Origin of the sequence: Streptomyces sp. NPDC093510 (assembly GCF_040683555.1) — a bacterium.
GTDB lineage: Bacteria > Actinomycetota > Actinomycetes > Streptomycetales > Streptomycetaceae > Streptomyces.
In genome coordinates this window covers 50,627-69,437 of sequence record NZ_JBFBEE010000029.1, presented here as the reverse complement: position 1 = coordinate 69,437, position 18,811 = coordinate 50,627, and the positions used below count along the sequence as shown (strand labels likewise).

General features: G+C 68.8%; 18 protein-coding genes. 15 read left to right on the top strand and 3 right to left on the bottom strand.

Translation table 11 applies throughout. The features are described from left to right. Positions 1-188: 188 nt before the first annotated feature. The 14 genes from AB0N81_RS34560 (at position 189) to AB0N81_RS34495 (ending at position 13,709) form a co-directional block, all read left to right on the top strand. On the top strand, positions 189-578 hold the full coding sequence (locus AB0N81_RS34560; protein ID WP_365365480.1) for a hypothetical protein: 390 nt from the start codon (positions 189-191) through the stop codon (positions 576-578). After that, complete coding sequence (locus AB0N81_RS34555) at positions 575-1,384, top strand: DUF317 domain-containing protein (RefSeq protein WP_365365478.1); 810 nt, start codon at positions 575-577, stop codon at positions 1,382-1,384. The genes AB0N81_RS34560 and AB0N81_RS34555 overlap by 4 nt, the downstream gene beginning before the upstream one ends. Before the next feature lie 38 nt (positions 1,385-1,422). Next, the gene (locus AB0N81_RS34550) at positions 1,423-1,764 is read left to right on the top strand and encodes a hypothetical protein (RefSeq protein ID WP_365365476.1); all 342 of its coding nucleotides are present in this window, start codon (positions 1,423-1,425) and stop codon (positions 1,762-1,764) included. After that, positions 1,761-2,597, top strand: a complete 837-nt coding sequence (locus AB0N81_RS34545; RefSeq protein WP_365365474.1) for a DUF317 domain-containing protein — start codon at positions 1,761-1,763, stop codon at positions 2,595-2,597. The genes AB0N81_RS34550 and AB0N81_RS34545 overlap by 4 nt, the downstream gene beginning before the upstream one ends. Before the next feature lie 97 nt (positions 2,598-2,694). After that, the gene (locus tag AB0N81_RS34540) at positions 2,695-3,273 is read left to right on the top strand and encodes a hypothetical protein (protein WP_365365472.1); all 579 of its coding nucleotides are present in this window, start codon (positions 2,695-2,697) and stop codon (positions 3,271-3,273) included. 5 nt (positions 3,274-3,278) lie between these two features. After that, positions 3,279-4,067, top strand: coding sequence for a DUF317 domain-containing protein (locus AB0N81_RS34535; RefSeq protein ID WP_365365470.1), 789 nt, complete (start codon positions 3,279-3,281; stop codon positions 4,065-4,067). 33 nt (positions 4,068-4,100) lie between these two features. Continuing rightward, entirely contained in the window at positions 4,101-5,894 is a 1,794-nt protein-coding gene (locus AB0N81_RS34530) for a TraM recognition domain-containing protein (RefSeq protein WP_365365468.1), read from the top strand. 356 nt (positions 5,895-6,250) lie between these two features. Beyond that, the gene (locus AB0N81_RS34525) at positions 6,251-7,003 is read left to right on the top strand and encodes a hypothetical protein (RefSeq protein ID WP_365365466.1); all 753 of its coding nucleotides are present in this window, start codon (positions 6,251-6,253) and stop codon (positions 7,001-7,003) included. Between the two features lie 17 nt (positions 7,004-7,020). Further along, entirely contained in the window at positions 7,021-7,857 is an 837-nt protein-coding gene (locus tag AB0N81_RS34520) for a hypothetical protein (protein WP_365365464.1), read from the top strand. Positions 7,858-7,990: 133 nt separating this feature from the next. Beyond that, the gene (locus AB0N81_RS34515; RefSeq protein WP_365365462.1) at positions 7,991-8,806 is read left to right on the top strand and encodes a hypothetical protein; all 816 of its coding nucleotides are present in this window, start codon (positions 7,991-7,993) and stop codon (positions 8,804-8,806) included. Between the two features lie 706 nt (positions 8,807-9,512). Further along, positions 9,513-10,226: a hypothetical protein gene (locus tag AB0N81_RS34510; protein ID WP_365365460.1), complete on the top strand. Its 714-nt coding sequence runs from the start codon at positions 9,513-9,515 to the stop codon at positions 10,224-10,226. Positions 10,227-10,504: 278 nt separating this feature from the next. Beyond that, positions 10,505-11,377 carry a hypothetical protein gene (locus AB0N81_RS34505; protein ID WP_365365579.1) on the top strand — a complete coding sequence of 291 codons (873 nt, stop codon included), beginning with the start codon at positions 10,505-10,507 and terminating at the stop codon, positions 11,375-11,377. Further along, entirely contained in the window at positions 11,374-12,600 is a 1,227-nt protein-coding gene (locus tag AB0N81_RS34500) for a DNA cytosine methyltransferase (RefSeq protein ID WP_365365457.1), read from the top strand. The genes AB0N81_RS34505 and AB0N81_RS34500 overlap by 4 nt, the downstream gene beginning before the upstream one ends. Continuing rightward, a complete protein-coding gene (locus AB0N81_RS34495) occupies positions 12,600-13,709 on the top strand; it encodes a DnaB-like helicase N-terminal domain-containing protein (RefSeq protein WP_365365455.1) in 1,110 nt (369 codons plus the stop codon). The genes AB0N81_RS34500 and AB0N81_RS34495 overlap by 1 nt, the downstream gene beginning before the upstream one ends. Before the next feature lie 774 nt (positions 13,710-14,483). Here the strand turns inward: AB0N81_RS34495 and AB0N81_RS34490 are convergent. After that, the gene (locus AB0N81_RS34490) at positions 14,484-14,708 is read right to left on the bottom strand and encodes an ATP-binding protein (RefSeq protein WP_365365453.1); all 225 of its coding nucleotides are present in this window, start codon (positions 14,706-14,708) and stop codon (positions 14,484-14,486) included. Between the two features lie 585 nt (positions 14,709-15,293). Then, positions 15,294-15,503, bottom strand: coding sequence for a PLD nuclease N-terminal domain-containing protein (locus AB0N81_RS34485; RefSeq protein ID WP_365365451.1), 210 nt, complete (start codon positions 15,501-15,503; stop codon positions 15,294-15,296). Between the two features lie 371 nt (positions 15,504-15,874). Between AB0N81_RS34485 and AB0N81_RS34480 the strand changes: the two genes are divergently transcribed. Beyond that, positions 15,875-16,807: a LysR family transcriptional regulator gene (locus AB0N81_RS34480; RefSeq protein WP_365365449.1), complete on the top strand. Its 933-nt coding sequence runs from the start codon at positions 15,875-15,877 to the stop codon at positions 16,805-16,807. A gap of 1,214 nt (positions 16,808-18,021) precedes the next feature. On the opposite strand, the gene AB0N81_RS34475 is transcribed toward AB0N81_RS34480, so the two are convergent. Continuing rightward, a partial coding sequence (locus AB0N81_RS34475) for a tetratricopeptide repeat protein (RefSeq protein WP_365365447.1) occupies positions 18,022-18,811 on the bottom strand: 790 nt, incomplete at its 5' end.

Here is an 18,811-nt window from a genome sequence, read left to right as displayed (position 1 = left end):
CCATCACCGCCAGCCGAAGCCCGCGCCTTGCCGCTGCCCTGTTCCGCCACTACCTGCGCGCCGTCGCTGTCGGCAGCTGCGAACGGTCCATCCCTCTGGCCGTCGCCCGGCCAGAGGCCGTCCTCAGCGAAGCCCGCCGCCTCGGCCGACGCAGCTGATTGCCCCGTTCCTTCGCCCCCAGGAGGCCCATGACCGACCTGTCGTCCTATCCCGTACGCCTCGCCGAGGACATCGCCAGCCTCATCAAGACCCTGGACGACCACCTCGACCAGGCCACCCCGCGCCAAGCGGCCGAAATCCTCGCCAAAGTCCTCGACACCCAGGAGGGCGTCCTGACCCGGGTCACCGATCTGGTCGGCACCGGATCCCGGTTCGCCCAGAACCAGGCCCACCGCGGGATGCTCCCGCCCGAGGTCTGGCTCGCCATGGGCCGGGCCTCCCACGAACTGCACAGCGTCGGCATGGACCTTGACGAGCACGCCGACGCCATCAAGCAGCTCGGGACACCGCCCACCACGGCAAGCACCCTGCCGCCCCAGCCTGTCGCCTCCGCCATGGTCGTCAGGAGGAGCCGGTGAAACAGCAGCAGTGGACCGGCTGGGCCCCCGGCGCCCAGCAAGCCGAACAGCACTACCTGGTCGAGCCCCGCTACCTCGCCGGCGGCGGCGACATCCGCTTCGTCAGCGAGTTCCTGCGTGCCTCCGGCTGGAACGACAAGTCCAAGACCGGCGGGCCGCTGGTCTTCGACAGCCCGGACAAGTCCGTGCGCATCGGATACGACCCCTTCACCCAGCCCGGCGGCTGGACGATCTCCGGGAAGGCCGCCCGCGGCCAGGAAGCCTGGCACGCGACCTTCACCCGCCAGGTACCCGTCGAGATCGTCGCCGGATTCACCGACGCGCTCACCCGCCCCCGCTCCGCGCACGCCCCCAACGTCTGGGCACCGCTGCAGGAGCAGCGCTGGAAGACCGAGCAGGGCCAGCACTTCACCGCGATGAGCCCCGACGGTGGCGCCTGGCTGCAGTTCCACCAGTCCAATCCCGGCGAGGCGCTGTGGTGGGCCGGGGCCCGCAACGAGCACGGCCGGATCTGGGACGCCTCCTTCACCGCTTCCACGCCGACGCACCTCGTCCAGGCGTTCAGCACCGCGCTGGCCGACCCGCAACAGGTCATGCGACCGCGCGGGCACGTACCGCCCTCCACCCGCATCCGCACCACCTCCGTGTCCGTGCGGCCCGACGAGCTGTCCGCCTGGCAGCAGGCCCGTGTCCGAGCCGCCCGCGCCGCCACCTGGGCCCGCAACTCCTGGGCCTCCACCCGGCCCCGACGCCAGACACCCACCGCCGGCCCGTACGCCCAGGCAGGCTCCCGCGCCCGCCGCTGACCGGCTGCCCCCCTCGCCTCATACCGAAAGCTCACGCCTTGCCCCACCACGCACACGATGCCCCCACCCCCGCCCAGATCCGTCAGGCCACGAGCACCCTCGCCGACCTCGCCGCCTACCTGCGCACGCATCCCCCGCTCGACGACGTACTGCCCCTGCTCGCGCCGCTGCTCGACGAGGACGACGGCGTCCCGATCCTGCTCGGCGATGCCCTGCGCTGCACCGAACACCTCATCGGCCAGCAAGCCGCGTTCCCCGTGCCCGACGAGACCCGCCTGATCATGGAAGCGTTCCGCGAAGCCGCCCAGGAGGTCACGGACTGGCACGTGCTGCACTGGGACGTCCAGCGGCTCCGTAGGCACACCGGCGCCTCGGAGTGACGCCCGACCCCTACCTCCCCACCCGCGCCAACTCCCCGCACGACACCCTCTGGTTCGAGACCCAGCCCCGCCACCTGGCCGGACGCGGCGACCCGCGGCACATCACCCAGGCACTGCGAGCCGCAGGCTGGACGAACCGCTCCGACCCCGACTTCCCCCACGTCCTGCTCGCCAGCCCCCACTACCGGCACACCGTGGTGCTCGAACCCGACCCCGAGCCCACCGGGGCATGGTGGCGCATCCGCGGCCAGGAAGAAGACGGTCGGCGCTGGTACACCGAGTTCGGCGCGCACACCCCCGTGGAAATCCTCGCCCACCTCACCGACGCGCTGCTCCAGCCCGCTCCCGAGCAGACGCCTCCGATCTGGTCGCCGCTGACCGCGGCGGGCTGGTCCTACGAGCGCGACGAACACGGCAACGAGATGGCCCGCCATCCCGACGGCATCCTCAGCCTGGAGCGGTGGGCCGTCGAGCCGGGTGAGACCTTCCACTGGCGGGCCCAGGCTGCCGCGCCCAATGGCGGGGGTGGCCTTCGCCGGATCTGGCACGCCTACCTCGACGAGCAGATGCCGCCCCACCTGATCGCCGCATTCACCACTGCCCTGGCCGACACCGAGCCCGTGCAGCGCGCGATGTACGACGTGCCGCACTCCCACCTGGTCACCCAGGAGCAGCGCGGCCCGCAGGGCGAGCAGCTCGCCGAGGCGCACCGGGTGCGGCTCAAGGCGATGCGTGCCGCCGGTCGCAAGGCCCGCCGCACGGCCGCACTCACCACGGGCTCACCGGCGCCCCGCGCCGCACCGGCCGCGCCCGCCTCCGGCCGGGCCCGCTGAACGAGCCGGGCGGCAATACTCCCGCCCGGCTCACCGCCCCCCTTGTTCCATCCTTCGTCTGAGAGCGCTTTTGTCCCCAACTGCCCACGCCCCCGATGTGATTCACCGCGAGCGTCTGCACCAGCTCGCCGCCTTCCTGCGCGAGAGCGAGCGGATTCTCGCCGACTTCGACGCCTGGCGCGAGGAGCATAGCGACCTCGACGGCTGGCCCCTCGACGACGCCGAGCACAGCCGTCATGCCGTCAAGCGCGACGCGGACACCTGGCGGTCCTTCAACCGCGTCCGGTCCTTCGCCAAGGAGCTGCTGGCTACCGCCGAGGTACAGATACAGCAGCTCAACCCCGCGCACATCCAGTCCCGCTGGCCCTGGCAGTTGAGCGTCCTCGATCACGCCCTGGAGCAGCTCGGCGCGCTGCAGCGGGAATGGCTCGAAGCCCGTGACGCGCTGGCCCCGACTGCCCGGCCGGGCGATTTCGCGTACGACGACGCGCTCGCCGAGCGCAACGAGGAAGCCTGGTCCTACCTCGACGACTGGGCCAGCCACGGCGGGGTTCTCCTGGAAATCCAGGCCGCAGTACAGGAGCTCCCGCCCCGCTCACCGGCCCTGGCCTCAGCCCAGGCGTATGCCCGTCCGGCGGCTCCGGCCGCGGCGCCGTCCGCTGTGGCCCGCAGGTGACCGGCGTGCCGCACGACATCGACATCGCGCTGGTCGCGCCCCGCTACCTCGCCGGCCCCGGCGACCCGGCCTGGGTCACCGTCCCGCTCCACCGCGCCTGCCGCTGGAGCACCGCCCAGGACCCGCTCGTGCCCCGGGTCATCCTGACCAGCCCGGACCAGCTCGCCCAGCTGCGTATCACCCCGGATCCGGACCCGGCCGAACCGTGGTGGATCCTGCGTCACGCACACCACGGCGACCAGCGGGCCTGGTCAGTCACCTTCGACGCCCACACACCGGTCGAGATCATCGCCGCGGTCACCGACGCCCTCACCGACCCCGCCACACCGCGGGCCGCGGCCGACGACCCCTACGAGACGCTGCGCGCGGCAGGCTGGCACGCTCCCCGCCACCACGACGGTCGTACCTCACCTGAGGGCATGACCTCCCCCGACGGCCTGGCCCGCGTCGACCGCCTCGTCCATGAACACCGCGCCGCCAGCTGGGTCGTCGAGACGTCCGTCCATCACCTGCCCACCCTGTGGCGCGCCTACCTGGACGGCGACACCCCGCCCCACTTGGTCGCCGCGCTCTTCGGGGCGCTGGCCGACGAGACACCCCTGGTCCGCGAACCGCACCGCGTCCCGCACCTGGCAGCCACCCACGGCCGCACCACCACCGGCCGGGTGAGCGCCGAGACCGTCGCCTTCGCGCTGGAGCACCGCACCACCGCCCTCGCGCAGCGCAGCTCCCCGACGCCGCCGGCCACCCCCATCCCCGGACCGCATGTGCCCCAGCAGCGCCGGGCCCGCTGACCGACACCCGCACTCCCCTCTGGATCCACCCTCTTGCCCCAGCCCTCCCCCAACCAGTCCACCGACGCCACTGACATCGCCTTCAAGATCCTCCTTGGCGTGCTCGCCGTCGCTGTTCCCTTGTCCAATCTCGCCTGGCTCGGCGGACAGCTCACCGCCTGGGCCACCGACTCCGGGCCCAGCGCCCCCTACCAGCCCGTTCAAGCCCTCCTGCACCCCGACCAGCTCTGGCCGGAGCTGGGAGAAACGTCCCTCCTGATCGGCACACGCATCCTGCCCGGCGCCGTGCTGCTCGCCCTCGGCATCACCGCCGCCGTGCTCTACCAGCGGCACAAGGGCACCGGCGGGCGCAAGAAGCGCATCGAGGGCATGGCCAAACGCACCGACATCGAACCGCTGATGTCCAAGGCGATCACCGCCAAAGCCCGCTCGCTGCGCCCGAGCCTCAAAGACGCCAAGCACATCGACGCCAACGACACCGGCATCCTCCTGGGCAACCTCCAGGGCACGAAGTACGAGGTGCGCATGGGGTACGAGGACGTCGCCGTGGCGATCATGGCGCCGCGCTCCGGCAAGACCACCTCCCTGGCAATCCCCTCCATCCTCAACGCACCCGGCCCGGTCCTGCTGACCTCCAACAAGGCAGCCGGTGATGCCTTTACCGCCACGCTCGACGCGCGGGCGGCCGTCGGCCGGACCTGGTCAATGGACCCGCAGCAGATCGCGCACGCCAAGCGCGAGATGTGGTGGAACCCCCTGGCCACCGCCAAGACCCTCGACGGGGCAGGCAGGCTCGCCGGGCACTTCCTCGCCGCCTCGGTCGACGCCTCCCAACAGGGCGACTTCTGGTCGAAGGCCGGCAGCAACATCTTGAGCCAGCTGTTCCTGGCCGCAGCCCTCGACGAGCGCCCCATCACCGACGTGATGCAGTGGCTGGCCTTCCCCGCCGACCGCACGCCGCTGGACATCCTGCGCGACCACGGCTTCACCGCGGTCGCCGCCCAGCTCAAGGGCACCGTCGAAGGGCCGCCGGAGACCCGCGACGGCATCTACGAGACCGCCCGTCAGTACGCCGCCGCGCTACTAAACTCGGAGATCGCCGCGTGGGTGACCCCGCAGAAGGACGTCGAGGAGTTCCGGCCGGAGGCGTTCGTCACCTCGACCGACACCTTGTACCTGCTCTCCAAGGACGGCGGCGGTGGAGCCAGCGCCCTGATCGCCGCGTGCGCGGACTCGGTGATGCGGGCCGCGACCGCCCAGGCCGAGCGCGCCGGCGGACGCCTGGACCCGCCCATGCTGGCGATCCTGGATGAGGCCGCGAACGTGTGCAAGATCAGCGATCTTCCGGACCTGTACTCCCACCTCGGCAGCCGCGGGATCATCCCGATCACGATCCTGCAGTCCTACCGCCAGGGCCAGAAGGTGTGGGGGGACGCCGGCATGGACGCCATGTGGTCCGCCTCCACGATCAAGGTCATCGGATCCGGCATCGACGACCCCGACTTCGCCGACAAGCTCTCCCGACTGATCGGCGACCACGACGTGGAGACCACCTCCACCTCGCACTCGGAATCCGGCAAGAGCACCTCGGTGTCGATGCGCCAGGAGCGGATCCTGGCCGCCGACGCCATCCGCGCCCTGCCCAAGGGCACCGCCCTGTGCTTCGCCACCGGCATGCGCGCCGCGATGCTCGACCTGCGCCCCTGGTATCTCGAGCCTGGCGCCGACGAGCTGTCTGCCGCCTCCGCCCGCGCGTCGAAGGGCATCACCGAGCGGGCCGTCGCCAAGGCCGCACCAAAGCGTGACGACTTCGGCACCGCCGCGTAGAACTCACCTTCCCTTCGCCCCCTGTGCTGCGTGCGGCGTCCCTCCACATCGCCGCACCGGCCGTGAGCACTCCTGGAATCGCCTATGACACAGATCCACGCAGTCCCCGACGACTGGGACCCCCGCCACCGCTGCTGCCTTGAATGCGGCAACAGCGGACCCGAGGTCGCTCTGCGGGCCATCACCCACTCCGCGACCACCCAGCAGGCTCTCGCCTGTACCAGGCACATCGCGGACGTGACCGCGGTCCTCGATGCGAATGCCTCCGCTCCGCACACTCCGTCAACGCAGTCGTCGACGCCCACCGTCGCACCAGCCCAGTCCTCCGCGCCCGCCCCTCAACGCCGCCCGCACACATGACCCAACCTCCCGCCGAAGCCCTGCTGTTCGAGGTGCCCCCGCCGCCGACGCCCGTGGAGCGTCTGCTCTCCCTCGCCGCCCACTACACCGAGCACAACGACCGGCTCGACCTCCTGCTAGCCGCCCGCGCCAAGCCCGAACCGGGAGCGCATGTCACCTCCGCGCAGGACCTGGCCACCGAGACCCTCGCCGCCATCAAGGCCGTTCAAAACGAACGGCTGTATGACAGCGCCGAGTTGTCCGACGCCGTCGTCCGGCTCAAGCAGCTCGCCTACCTGTGCACCGCCTCCGCCGACCATGGCCCTCAACTGGCACGCGAGCTGACTGCGCTGGCCCCCGAAGCCGTCCTGGACAGTGCGACGCGCGTTGCCGGTGAGATACGGCGAAGGCGCTGGAGCAACGCCCCACGGCCCGGTGAACCGCTCTCGGCCGCGCAGCACACGGCTCTGCACGAGATCGCCCGCGGCCACGTCGTGGTCACCGGCTCCGCTGACCGGAGTTACGTCCACCACCGCACGGCACGCGTCCTGATCAGCACGCTGCGGTCCTTGGAAGCCAAGGACCTCATCGCGCGCAAGGCCAAGTCCGCTGCGCCCGCATACATCGGGGGATCGCCGCAGGACCGCGTGCACCTCACCTCTACCGGCGTCACGGTCCTGGCCGCCGTCCTCGTCCTGCCTCCAGCCACCACGGCGGGCCCCTCGCCCGGGCCCGCACCCCGCACGCAGACGGCCACCCGAGGCCGCTGACCCCCTCCCGGAGCCCCATGCCCCCGCTCGACCTGAACGAACAGCCAGACCAACTCCGTGCCCTGGCCCGGAGCTTCGAAGAACTCCACGACCGCGTGCGCGACCTCTCCTACACCCCGGGCACCGACGCACTGCACAAGATCACTCCACTCCTGCTCGCGGCCCAGGAGCTGACCGCAGCCGCGCTCGGGCACCTGAGGGCCCTGGACGACAGCACATACACCGGCGTCACCGGCAGCCGCGCCGGGCTGGAAGCCCTCTCCGCCATCGTCGCCGGCGCATCCCTGGCCTGCACCGACCTCGCCGAGGCCATCTCCGCCAACCCGTACGAGGGAGCGCCCTACGCCGGATATCCGGCCGACGACGCCCAAGCCCGCGCGGCGCGTCACGGCGAGGCCATCCCCCGTATGAACAGCCACCTCAAGGACGCCGTCCACCAGCTCGACGTGGGGGCAACCGCCTGCCACTACCTCGCCACCAGCATCAATAGCAGCCTGCCGACCACATCACCGCACCCGCCGCAGGCCGTGGCCAAGCTCAATGACACCCAGCACTCGGCCCTACAGTCACTGGCGCAGGGAGAGGGACGCCTCTACGAGCGGGTGCAGCGAGGACGGAGCGTCAACCGGGTCGCGGCCAATGACGGCACACGCATCTCCATCGCCACCTTCCGGACCCTCGCCAGGCACGGCCTCGTCACCACCGACACCAGCACCCCCTTGCTCGTCGGCCAGGCCATCTCGGTCACCGAGCAGGGGCAGCGCGCTCTCGTCCAATTCCGGCCCACCGCCACCCTCACCACCACAGCGGTGCCAGCGCCCAACACCTCCGCGACTCCAGGCGTACGCCGGTGACGGGATGCGCCTCCGAGAGCCCACAGCGGCTCCTCCCCCGCGCCATCTCACCGGGACCCGGAACACCCGCCCGCTGCCTCGCCGCCTCGCCGCCGACCATGCCCCCTCACCGAACGGATCCCTCACCTCCCCAATGACCGCCCACCTCTCCCCGCCCGAAGCACTGCTCGCGCTCGGTGCCGACTACAACCGCCACAACGACGCGCTCCACTCGCTGTACGTCATAGAGGTCAACGGCGCCAGGCCCGCGACCGCGGTCGGCAGGCAGATCCCCCGCACGCAACACCTGGCCAAGTCGGCGCTCCACATCGTCGAGGCGCTGAACGAGCAGCCGATGTTCCCCAGCGCCGGGATCCGCGCGGTCTACGCACGCATCCGGCAGCTCGCCCATCTCGCCCTCGACGCTGCCGATCATCTCCTGGACGCCGAGGACATCCTCGACGACATCCGCGTCGGTGCTCCCAACGAGGAGGGGGTGCCCCTGACCGCTGAGGAGGCCCGTGAGGAGGTGAGGGGCCGCCTCATCCTCGTACGGGACCTGACCGCCCTCGGCGCCGACGACGCGCTGGCCACCGCGGAACTCCTGACCGTCGAGCTGCGCCACCAGCGTCTCCTGCCCGCCAGCCGGTCGCTCGACCTCTCGCCCACGCAGCACACCGCCCTGCGTGCCGTCGCCCAGGGCTTCGTGACGATCGACCGGCACACCGACAAGCCGAGGATCAGCCACGACGATGTCCGCGTCAGCATCAGCACCATCCGCTCCCTGGAAGCCCGGGGACTCCTCAACCGCGAGGAAACCCCACGGATCCTGCACGACGAACGCGTCCACCTGACTGTTGACGGCTGCCGCACCCTGGCAGCGAGCTTCGGGCACCCGCGGCCTCCGGCCCTGACCACCGCTCGCCCGGCAGAACCCCGGGCCACCGCCACGCCCGCTCGCTCCCGATGACATACGGGCCTGCGCCGTCCGACCGCCTCGTGGTCGCACGGCCTCGCCCTCTCGCTCCGCCTGGAGATCCGTCCACGCCCACGGTGCGCGAACCCGCCGAGGGCATCAGCCGGGTTCCCGCGCCGCCCTGACGGCAATGCCCGCGCTCGTGCAGCCCGCCGCGCCGTCCCCGGCACCCCCGCGGCGCTGAGCCTCCTCCTACCCCTTGCCTCAATCCCTAAGGTCGCACCATTTCCGAATCGCCCGCCTTCCGATGTATTTCTCTAGGACTCAGTCTGTACCGAGTTCAGCGTGTTGCACACGCCCGACGACACTCGCAATCTGTTTCCTCGGCGAAACTGCGCCCTCACCTGCCCGGGGTCTGGTCGCCATCACTTGACGGTCCCCGCCTTTCGCCCTCCCCCGCTTCACAGACCGCCACGGTGGCCACGGGTGTCGCACCTCAGCCGCGGAAAGGTATCCGGTGACCTCGGATTCCGGGAAGTCCACAGAAGGGCGTATCCAACAGCCCAAGGGCGGACGTGCTGACCGCTACAACTGGGAACTGGCCCGGGGCCTCATTACCGCATTCGGTCAGTCGAAGACGCTCCGAGCGTGGGCGGCCGACGAACGCTGCGCCGTCAGCCGAGAAGCCCTTCGCACCCGACTGGCGCTGAGATGGCAGCCCGAAGCTGCCATCACCACACCCCGACATGACAAGCCGGACATGACCTTCACCTATGCGGGGCGGACGCTCTCACTCCGCGGCTGGGCCGACCAGAGCGGAATCTCCTACCACACGCTCTACAACCGGATCAGAAGGTCGGGTATGACGTTCGACGAGGCGCTGGAGAAGGGCGGCGACGGGCCCCACTTCACCCTGCACGTAAACGCGTTCGGGGAGACGAAGCCGCTCAGCCACTGGGCAGTCGACCCCCGGGCCGCCTGTGCGTACACCACGATCCGCCGTCGCCTGCTCCAGGGCTGGGACCCGGAACTGGCCATCACAGAAGAACCGTACGAGCGCTCCACTCTGGGCACGGGCGTCCCGCACCGCGCCTTCGGCCTGAGCATGGGGCTTGAGGACTGGGGTCGCCATACCCAGATCCCTGCCGGGGACCTGCGCCGCCGCCTCGACCAGTACGGGATGCCACTCGAAGCCGTATTGACCAGCCTGGGATGGACCCCCCACCCCGAGGGACACAGCGAACCCGACCTGCTGCGCATCACCCCTGCGCAACTGCAGCCCGGTGACCACATCCTCGGCGTTGAACACGGCAGCACGGACGGACAGTTCCTGACCGTGCGACGCAGCCAGGCGAGCCCCGCACCGCAGGGTGCCGCCCCTGGCCGCTCGTCTCGCTCCCCCCACGCGCCCGCGCACCCGACGCCACTGCCCCCACAGCCCAGGCCGCCCCGCACGCCTCTCGTGCGGCGCTGACGCTTGGCAGATCACCGACCGGTGCCCTGACCTCACCAGTGCCCAGTACCCGAACCCCCCACGCCCGGCCCAATGACGGCACCAGCGCCGTGAAGTCGCTACAGCACAGGCCCCCGCTCGCAGATACGACGGCGCGCCCCGTCAGTACCGTCCCGGCCTGGCAACGCCATCAGACAAAGCCGCCCTCACCTCCCCCGCTCTCCCCCAACAGGAATTCTTTCATGCCCGAACCCACCCTCCGCATAATTTCCCTAGGCGCTGGCGTGCAATCCAGCGCCATGCTCGCCCTGTCCGCCAAGGGCATTCTCCCCAAGGTCGATTACGCGATATTCGCCGATACCGGCTGGGAGCCGCAGGCCGTTTACCGGCATCTTGACCGACTGGAGCGAGACATAGCCACCCCGGCCGGGATACCCATTCTGCGAGTCTCCTCCGGGAACATCAGACAGGATGCACTCGACCCGGATCACCGCTTCGCTTCCATGCCGCTCTACATCCTGAACAAGGACGGCAAGCCGGGCATGACCAGGCGCCAATGCACTGGCGAGTACAAAATTAAGCCCCTGAAAAAGCAGGTGCGCGAACTCCTCGGATACCCCTATCCGGCACGCATCCCCCGAGACGTTTTCGTGGAGCAGTGGGTCGGCATTTCGACGGATGAATTTCACCGGGCCAAGGACTCGGACGTCAAATATATGCGCAACCGCCATCCGCTCATCGACATCGGCTGGTCAAGGGCCGATTGCGTCCGCTACTTGACGTCACTCGGGCTGGCGGACACGCCGAAATCCAGCTGCCTTGGGTGTCCCTTTCATGGAAACGCCCAGTGGCGATCCATCCGGGACTCCTCGCCGCAGGAGTGGGCGGATGTGGTGGCCTTCGACGCAGCCATCCGGCAAGGCAACGCCCGCGCCAACGCCACCGGCAACCGACTGCTGGGAGAAGCATTCCTGCACCGCTCGCGCGTGCCGCTCGACCAGGCGCCGATCGACCATGTCACCGCTGCCGAATGGGCCGCTCTGCAGCAAGAACTCGGCGGCAGCGAAGCGGACACCCAGGAACTGGAGGACGGCGTTATCGACGGCTGCTCCCCGTGGGCCTGCCGCGGTGAAGTCGAGCCGGGTCAGGACGATTTCGGGCTGGCCGCTTGATACTTGATCTGTTCGCCGGCCCCGGGGGATGGAGCCAGGCTCTGACCGTGCTCGGCGTACGGGACGTGGGCTTGGAATGGGACGAGTGGGCGTGCAAGACCCGTGCTGCAGCGGGCCAGTTGACGATCCGCACCGATGTCGCGGCCTACCCGCTGTGGCGCTTCCTCGGCAGGATCACAGGGCTGATCGCATCACCGCCGTGCCAGGCATGGTCGATGGCCGGCAAGCGCCTCGGGCTCGTCGACCAGCCCCTGGTCCACCAGGCCGTCGCCGACCTTGCCCAGGGCCTGGACACCCGCGAGCAGCTGCTTGCCGCCTGCCGCGATCCACGCTCCCTGCTGGCCGCCGAACCCATGCGCTACCTGCACGCCTTGCACCAGCACGGTCAGCCGGAGTGGGTCGCGATGGAAGAGGTCCCCGACGTCCTGCCTCTGTGGCGCCAGTACGCCGCGATCCTGCGCACCTGGGGTTTCTCGGCCTGGACCGGGATCTTGAACGCGGCCGACTACGGCGTGCCGCAGACGAGGAGGCGGGCGATCCTGCTCGCCTCCCGCACGCGCACCGCCGAGCCACCGCCGCCCACACACGCCAAACACGCCGAGCCCGAGTCGCTGTTCGGCCCGGGCCGCGCCCGCTGGATCTCCATGGCCGAGGCCCTCGGCTGGGGCGCCACCGACCGCCCCGTACCGACCGTGTGCGCCGGGGGCGGCCCGGGTGGCGGGCCCGAGCCGTTCCCCTCCGGCTCCCGCAAGACCCTCAGTGACGCCCGCGACCGCGGCACCTGGAAGCCGCACCCGCCCGCCAACTCGACTGCCGCTGTGGCGGGTGGCCGGGCGGAGAAATCCGTCCCCGCCGCACAGACGACGCCCACGGTGTGGCGCTGGGCCCTGCGCAGCAACAACCAGGCCAACGCCACCGTCCGCACCATCGATGAGCCAGCCGGGACCCTGTTCTTCGGTCACCGGGCCAACGAGTGCGTGTGGCAGGCCGAGCCGGTCGCCTCCACGCCACCGGGCACGGTCTCAGCCCCGGATCCGATCCGGATCACCGCCGCCGAGGCCGGCATCCTGCAGACCTTCCCCGCCGACTACCCCTGGCAGGGCAACAAGGGCCAGATCTTCAGCCAGGTCGGCAACGCCGTCCCACCCCGGCTCGCAGCCCACCTGCTGGCACCACACCTCGGCAAGACCCTCACCCCCGACGACTTCACCCTGGCCGCCTGATGCCCCCTCCCTCCACCGACGACCTCGACGACCTTCCGCCGCCCCAACCCGTGCACTACGCCGAACAATCTCTGCTCGGTGCACTCCTGTTGGACCCCCAGCGCCTCGACGAGATCGGCCCACTGGAGCCGAGCCACTTCTCCAACCACACGCACGGCGAGCTGTTCCGCGCCATGCGCTCGGCACCGGCCCCCGACACCGAGCAGCACCGCACGAGCCCGGCCTGGCCGAATACCGTCCTGGACGCAGCCCGCCCCCACGCTCCCGGGCTGACCGCCTCCTACCTGCACACCCTCATCCAGGTCTGCCCCTGGCCGCAGCACGCGGCCACGTACGCCCGGATGATCCGCGCCGACCACGCCCGCCGCAGCCTGCGCCTGCACGCTGAGCGCCTGGCCCAGACCGCGGGCGACACCACCCTGCCCCACCGCGCGAAGGCCACCCTCCAGCAGGCCGACACCCTCGCCCGCTTCCTGGACGACCTCTCCGGCCGCTTCACCCCGCACCCCGGCTCCCTGCCGCGCACCACGCTGCCGCCGGCACCCGCCAGGGACACCGGCGAGGAAGCCCTCGACGAGGAACGCCTCCTGATCGCCACCGCCACCGCGTACCCCGCCGAGACCAGCCAGATGCGCTGGCTCATACCCGAGGACTTCGCACTCCCCCTGCACGCGGCGCTGTGGCAGTGCCTCACCGCCCTCACCCATCACGGCGAGGCCGTCGACCCGGTCACCGTGCTCTGGGAAGCCCAGCACCGCGGCCTCCTCGCCCACGAGATCACCCCCACTGATCTGTTGGCCCTGCTGTCCACACCGGTCGGCTCCCCCGAGCACTGGGGCGAGAAGGTCCTTGAGCGTGCCATGCTCAGCCGCGCACAGACCGTCGCCATCCGCATCACTGCCTTCACCGATGACCCGGCCAACAGCCCCCACCAGCTGATCACCGGCAGCCGGCGGGCGCTGGCCGACCTGAACGCCGTGCGCTCCCGCTGGCACCAGGCCACCGGCCCGGCCACACCGCGCACCGCCCGCTCGGCCCGCACCCCGGCTGCCCCTCGGGCCGAGCCGCCACCGCACACCGCACCGCTCCCCGTCCGAGCCACCCGCTAGAACCCCCGGTCCGGACCGACCTTCGCGTCGGTCCGGACCGGCGAAACGAGCCCCCTATGCCCGACACCTCACCCGAAGCTCATGTTCACCTCGCCCTGCACCCCCAGCACCCCAGCGCCGTCGTCGCCACCCTCACCGGCACCAAGCTGCACACCACCCGGCGCCACCCTCGCCTCGGAGGGCTTCCGGCCGGTCGGCGACGACACGATGCTCCTCGGCCGAATCGACCACGAAGAGCCCTACTACGCCGACACCGCCGCCGTCGTCCGCTCCCCGATGACCTACGCGCCGCGGGGGTGGGCGGCCGCCGACCGGGCCCGCCGGGACATCCTCGTGCGCGGGGACGCACTCGACCCGCGGCTGTGGCGGAACACCGGGCGCGGCACGGCGCCGTACGCCGCGCTGTGGATCCTGGGCCGCATCACGCGCACAGCTGGTCCATTTACGGCGCTGCCGGAACGGGAGAAGCGGCGCGGTCGCGACCTGAGCGTCCTTCAGCTTGGTCGGACGACCATAGCCGCACGCCGTCGCGAGGCGTCGCGCCACTTCCCTCTCCAGCCCACTGGCAATCGCCGCACCCACCCCCATCTCCCGCACGATCTCCGCATTCGAGACACCGCCTCAGAACAACTCGACCCCTCAAGTGTGATGTGCCTATGTCAACTGGGGTCGCGACAAGAGAGCAAGGGAGGCGTCAGCCGCGGAAGGCGAAGGTCGATAAGCCACCCCGACACCCCCCTCTCACCGCTACAACACACCGAACTTTCAAAAAGCTTAATGGGCCTGGCCGGACGCAAGGGTGAACCAGACACTTTTTCCCCCTTCGCTGAGACTGCAGCCAGTCGATGAGCTGAGCTCGCGAACAAGATGGAGGCCGCGGCCTCCCTCGCTCCGCAGGTTGGACCCGTGGCGAGGATCCCCACCCGTGCTCAGCTCTTCCACAGGGCCTGCATCATGGTCCCGAACTTCGACACGGAGTCCCGAATGCTGTAGTTCCATAAGTAGCTCGAGGGGGCCCGTGCCGTGGTGTGCTCAACTGCATTAGTTACCAGTTCCGAAGTGAGCAATTCAGCCACATCGCGATCCACGGCAGCTGACGCATCTACTATAGATAGATGGGTCTGTGTCAAATTCGCAGTAGAGCGCATCAGAGCGGCGCGAACAAGCGTTCGGGCTATCGAAGCCGAGACGGGTACATGCGGCAGGGGTACACGCCAGGTAATCGGCGCCTGCGCAGTCTTGGGCATTTCCCTCTTCCGTTTCCCAGGAAATTCGCTGACTTCACCCAACTTGGCAAAGCTTGATGTTTCAACGGTAGGGCCCAACGCCTCGCTCTTTACAGGACTACCGAACGCATGCTTAGGGTCTTTCGCCCCCCCCTCTGACCTTGTGGCGTTTTGTCGGCTCAACAGGGCTTCACATGCAACCCCCGCAGGCCGTTCGCTACCCCTGCGTTTTGCGGCGCAGATGAAGGATGCATCGCAGGGCGCGATCACGATGCCGACTGGATCACACAGAGAGCGTTTCCGATGCGCAGCACAGACAGCACCACGTTCGGAGCGAGTAGCCTTATACAGCACTGCGTCAGTGAAGAGAATCGCGACGACCCACAGCAAACCAGAGCATGCTCCCCAAGATGGGAAGCGCAAAGGTAAACACGAGCCAAACCAACTGCATACCTCGCCTCAGCCGCGACCGCGTAATGCTGATCACTGCACCGATAAACAGCGCCACGGCGGCTGCAATAACAACCATCACGCAAGTGGTGCCGATGCCGCGCTCCGTACCACTCATGGCCGTTAGAGTAACTTGGGAGGTGTCCTGCCAGAACATCTACTATATCTCGTTTCCGAGTAGTATTTGCGTTGAGAGTAAGCTCTCAGAAAACCAAGAGAGAGCCAAGTTTCCCAAACGATACGGACGAATCTCAGTAACGATCGGGAAATTGCGCTGGAGGCGCAAAAGCATGCTCCATATTTAGGCCAGAGAAGGCCTGGCTGGCCGCCGGTGAGGGGAGCCACGAAGGGCAGCCAGACCTTCTATATCCGAGAATAAACAGCGTGCAAGCTGCGGTCTAGCATGGCTTTCAGATATGGCGGTAGGGAAGACCTTTCACATCGTCCCCTGTGTACACGGCTTACTATGCGGGTCGGAGGTATCTCGCCATGCGTGTAGAACAGTTGGAATATCTGGCGGCAGTCACACGGCTCGGATCGCTACGCCGCGCTGCAGAGGAACTGCATCTGTCTCAGCCAGCGTTGGGCGAGACGCTGCGCAAGCTAGAGCGCGAACTGGGAGTAGAGCTACTGGAGCGCAAACGCTCGGGAGCCAAGATCAGTCACGAGGGGCGAGAACTGCTGCCGCACATCGCCGCAGTGCTGGACGCAGTCGACCGTCTGCGCCAAGCAGCCGACGAACAGCATCACATTAACCGCGCGCTACGACTGGGCACGGTCAATGCCGCCACAGTCACCCTCCTGACACCAGCCATCCGCGAGTTCCGCACCACTCACCCATCGACCCAGGTGGAAGTTATCGCGGACCGGCATGACGGCATCCAGCAACACCTCACCGAGGGTGGATTCGATCTGGGGATCGTCAGCTACCTACGCGACGACGACCTCCCGCCCGACCTGCACACTACTGAGCTACTCCGCGGACGACCCGTTGTATGCATCCGCCAGGACAGTCCCCTAGCCGCACGCTCAGCGATCACCGTCGCCGACCTGCTGCCCCACCCGCTGATCACGATGCGGGCCGGCTACGTCATGCACCGCTACATCCACCGCCTCCTCAGCGGCAGCACACCGTCCTTCTCCTACTCGGCTGACGGCGCCGAAATGGGGAAACTCATGGTCGCAGAAGGGCTCGGCGCTGCCGTTCTACCGGACTACAGCGTGCACGGCGACCCACTGGAACGTAGCGGCACCATCACCTACCGCCCTCTCGCCGATGACAACACCGAATTCCGCGTCATGCTCCAACGACGCCACGCACACACGGCACGCACAGCTGCGCACGCCCTGCACAGCATCCTTGTACGCCAAGCCGAAAAGCGACGCGCGAACCAGCCTGCACGAAGGAAAAAACGCCTATGAGACGGAGCCTGGCCCCCGCTACCTGCTGTGGTCGGGTCTCGAGCTATGGCGCCACCCCTATCAGGACACGCATAGCCGCCCTGACCCACCACGGCATCCGCTCGTACCTCCACGCGGCGGGGGAGCGAATCCAGGACGGTGTCGATTGGTCGTTTCTCATACCCGACACACCGCCGAAGAACAGGTAGGAGTCGGAAAGCCCCACCATCTCTCCTGGGTACCTTCCAAACCGTCTTCAAAGCCCGGGTCTGCGTCGCATTTGAGGCAGTTTCCCCCCCTCCCCCCGGGCCCTCACCCTCCCGAACCGAAACGAATATGACGCAAAGCTCGACGGCTGGGGCACTACCCAGAAGGCCCCCGTGACTCAATCCCGCACACGCCGTGATCCGCTACGACGCGCAAAAGCGCCCCGACCGGGCCTTCCCTTCCTTCGTCGGCAAGAGCGTGCCAGGCGAGAAAGAGCCCCTGCACCGGCTCGTCGACAAAGGACAAGAACCGGACCAAGTCCATCAGCGAGTGCAAGAAGGTCTGGGAAACTACACCGGCAGCGGCCTGGAGTGCACATCCCGGCTCGTGAAGGGATCTGCACCGATTGCGACGAGTACCCCTTCACCTCCAGCCGGGAAGGGTCCACCAAGGGCGACAACCGCTTCTCCGTCCGCCTCAACGACGGCAAGGCAACGGTGCAGGCGGGAACCGGATAAACAAGACGTACACACAGAACCGCGTCCTTGACGACGACTCCTTCTACGTGAAGATCACCGACTAAGACTTGTCCCGCAAATGACCTTCCCGTGGTCGTGCACGGCAGGGGTCAGGGCCTCATGCCCCGCGCTGACTCCACTGCCAGCTGGTCCTCGGTATGCCTTCGTGGCGCGGCCTTGGGTGATGCGCACGGTGACGGACGAGGTTGCCGAGCTGCCGATCTTCCTTCCTTGGGAGGCGAGTTGTCCGGTCGGGTGCTGCACGACGCGCTTGGGCAGGTCGATCGACGGGGGGCAAGCCCGCAGAGCTCGTGATGAACCCGGTTGATCTTGATTGATATCCCGTCTACCAGGAGCTTCCTGGCTGTGCAGATGCGTCCAACTCACAGCCACCACTGCTCGGCTGGAAGAGGCTCATTGCGCGAAAGATGCTTTGTGGAAGGTTGCGAGAAAAGAGATCGGGGGCAAACTGGACACAACTCGGCAGAGGTCCGTGATCTCTCAGACTGCTCAGTCCTGGGCGCCGGGAACATGGTCGTTCGCTGCGAGCCAGGTCTGGATCTCTCTCGCCTCCCGCACACGCCCGCGTGTGAGGAGTAGATCCGCCTGCAAGGAGAGCACATAGCGGAGCGGAGAAAGGAACTGCGCAGGTACGGCCGTCACGAGCCTGCGGTAGATCTCCACCGCCTCCCCCGTGGCTTGCAGCGCGCCAGACAGATCCTGCTGCGCTTCGTTTCTCACCCAGGCCCAAGCGACCAGCGAGGTGGCGAGGTTGGGTTCGTAGGCGGCGGGGTTGCCCCGGGTCAGCCGACGGTAGATGTCCACCGCCTCCTGGGCGGCGGTCAGTGCCTCCTCCCGTCGCCCCACCCCCGACAGACGGATGCCGAGGTTGGACAGCGAGCCGGCGAGGTCGGGTTCGTAGGCGGCGGGGTTGCCCCGGGTCAGCCGACGGTAGATGTCCACCGCCTCCAGCTCTGCGGTCAGTGCCTCCTCCCGCCGCCCCACCCCCGACAGACGGATGCCGAGGTTGGACAGCGAGCCGGCGAGGTCGGGTTCGTAGGCGGCCGGGTTGTCCTGGGTCAGCCGACGCCGGATGTCCACCGCCTCCAGCTCTGCGGTCAGTGCCTCCTCCCGCCGCCCCACCCCCGACAGGTACGCACCGAGGTTGGACAGCGAGGTGGCGAGGTCGGGTTCGTAGGCGGCCGGGTTGCCCCGGGCCAGCCGACGCCGGATGTCCACCGCCTCCAGCTCTGCGGTCAGTGCCTCCTCCCGCCGCCCCACCCCCGACAGGTACGCACCC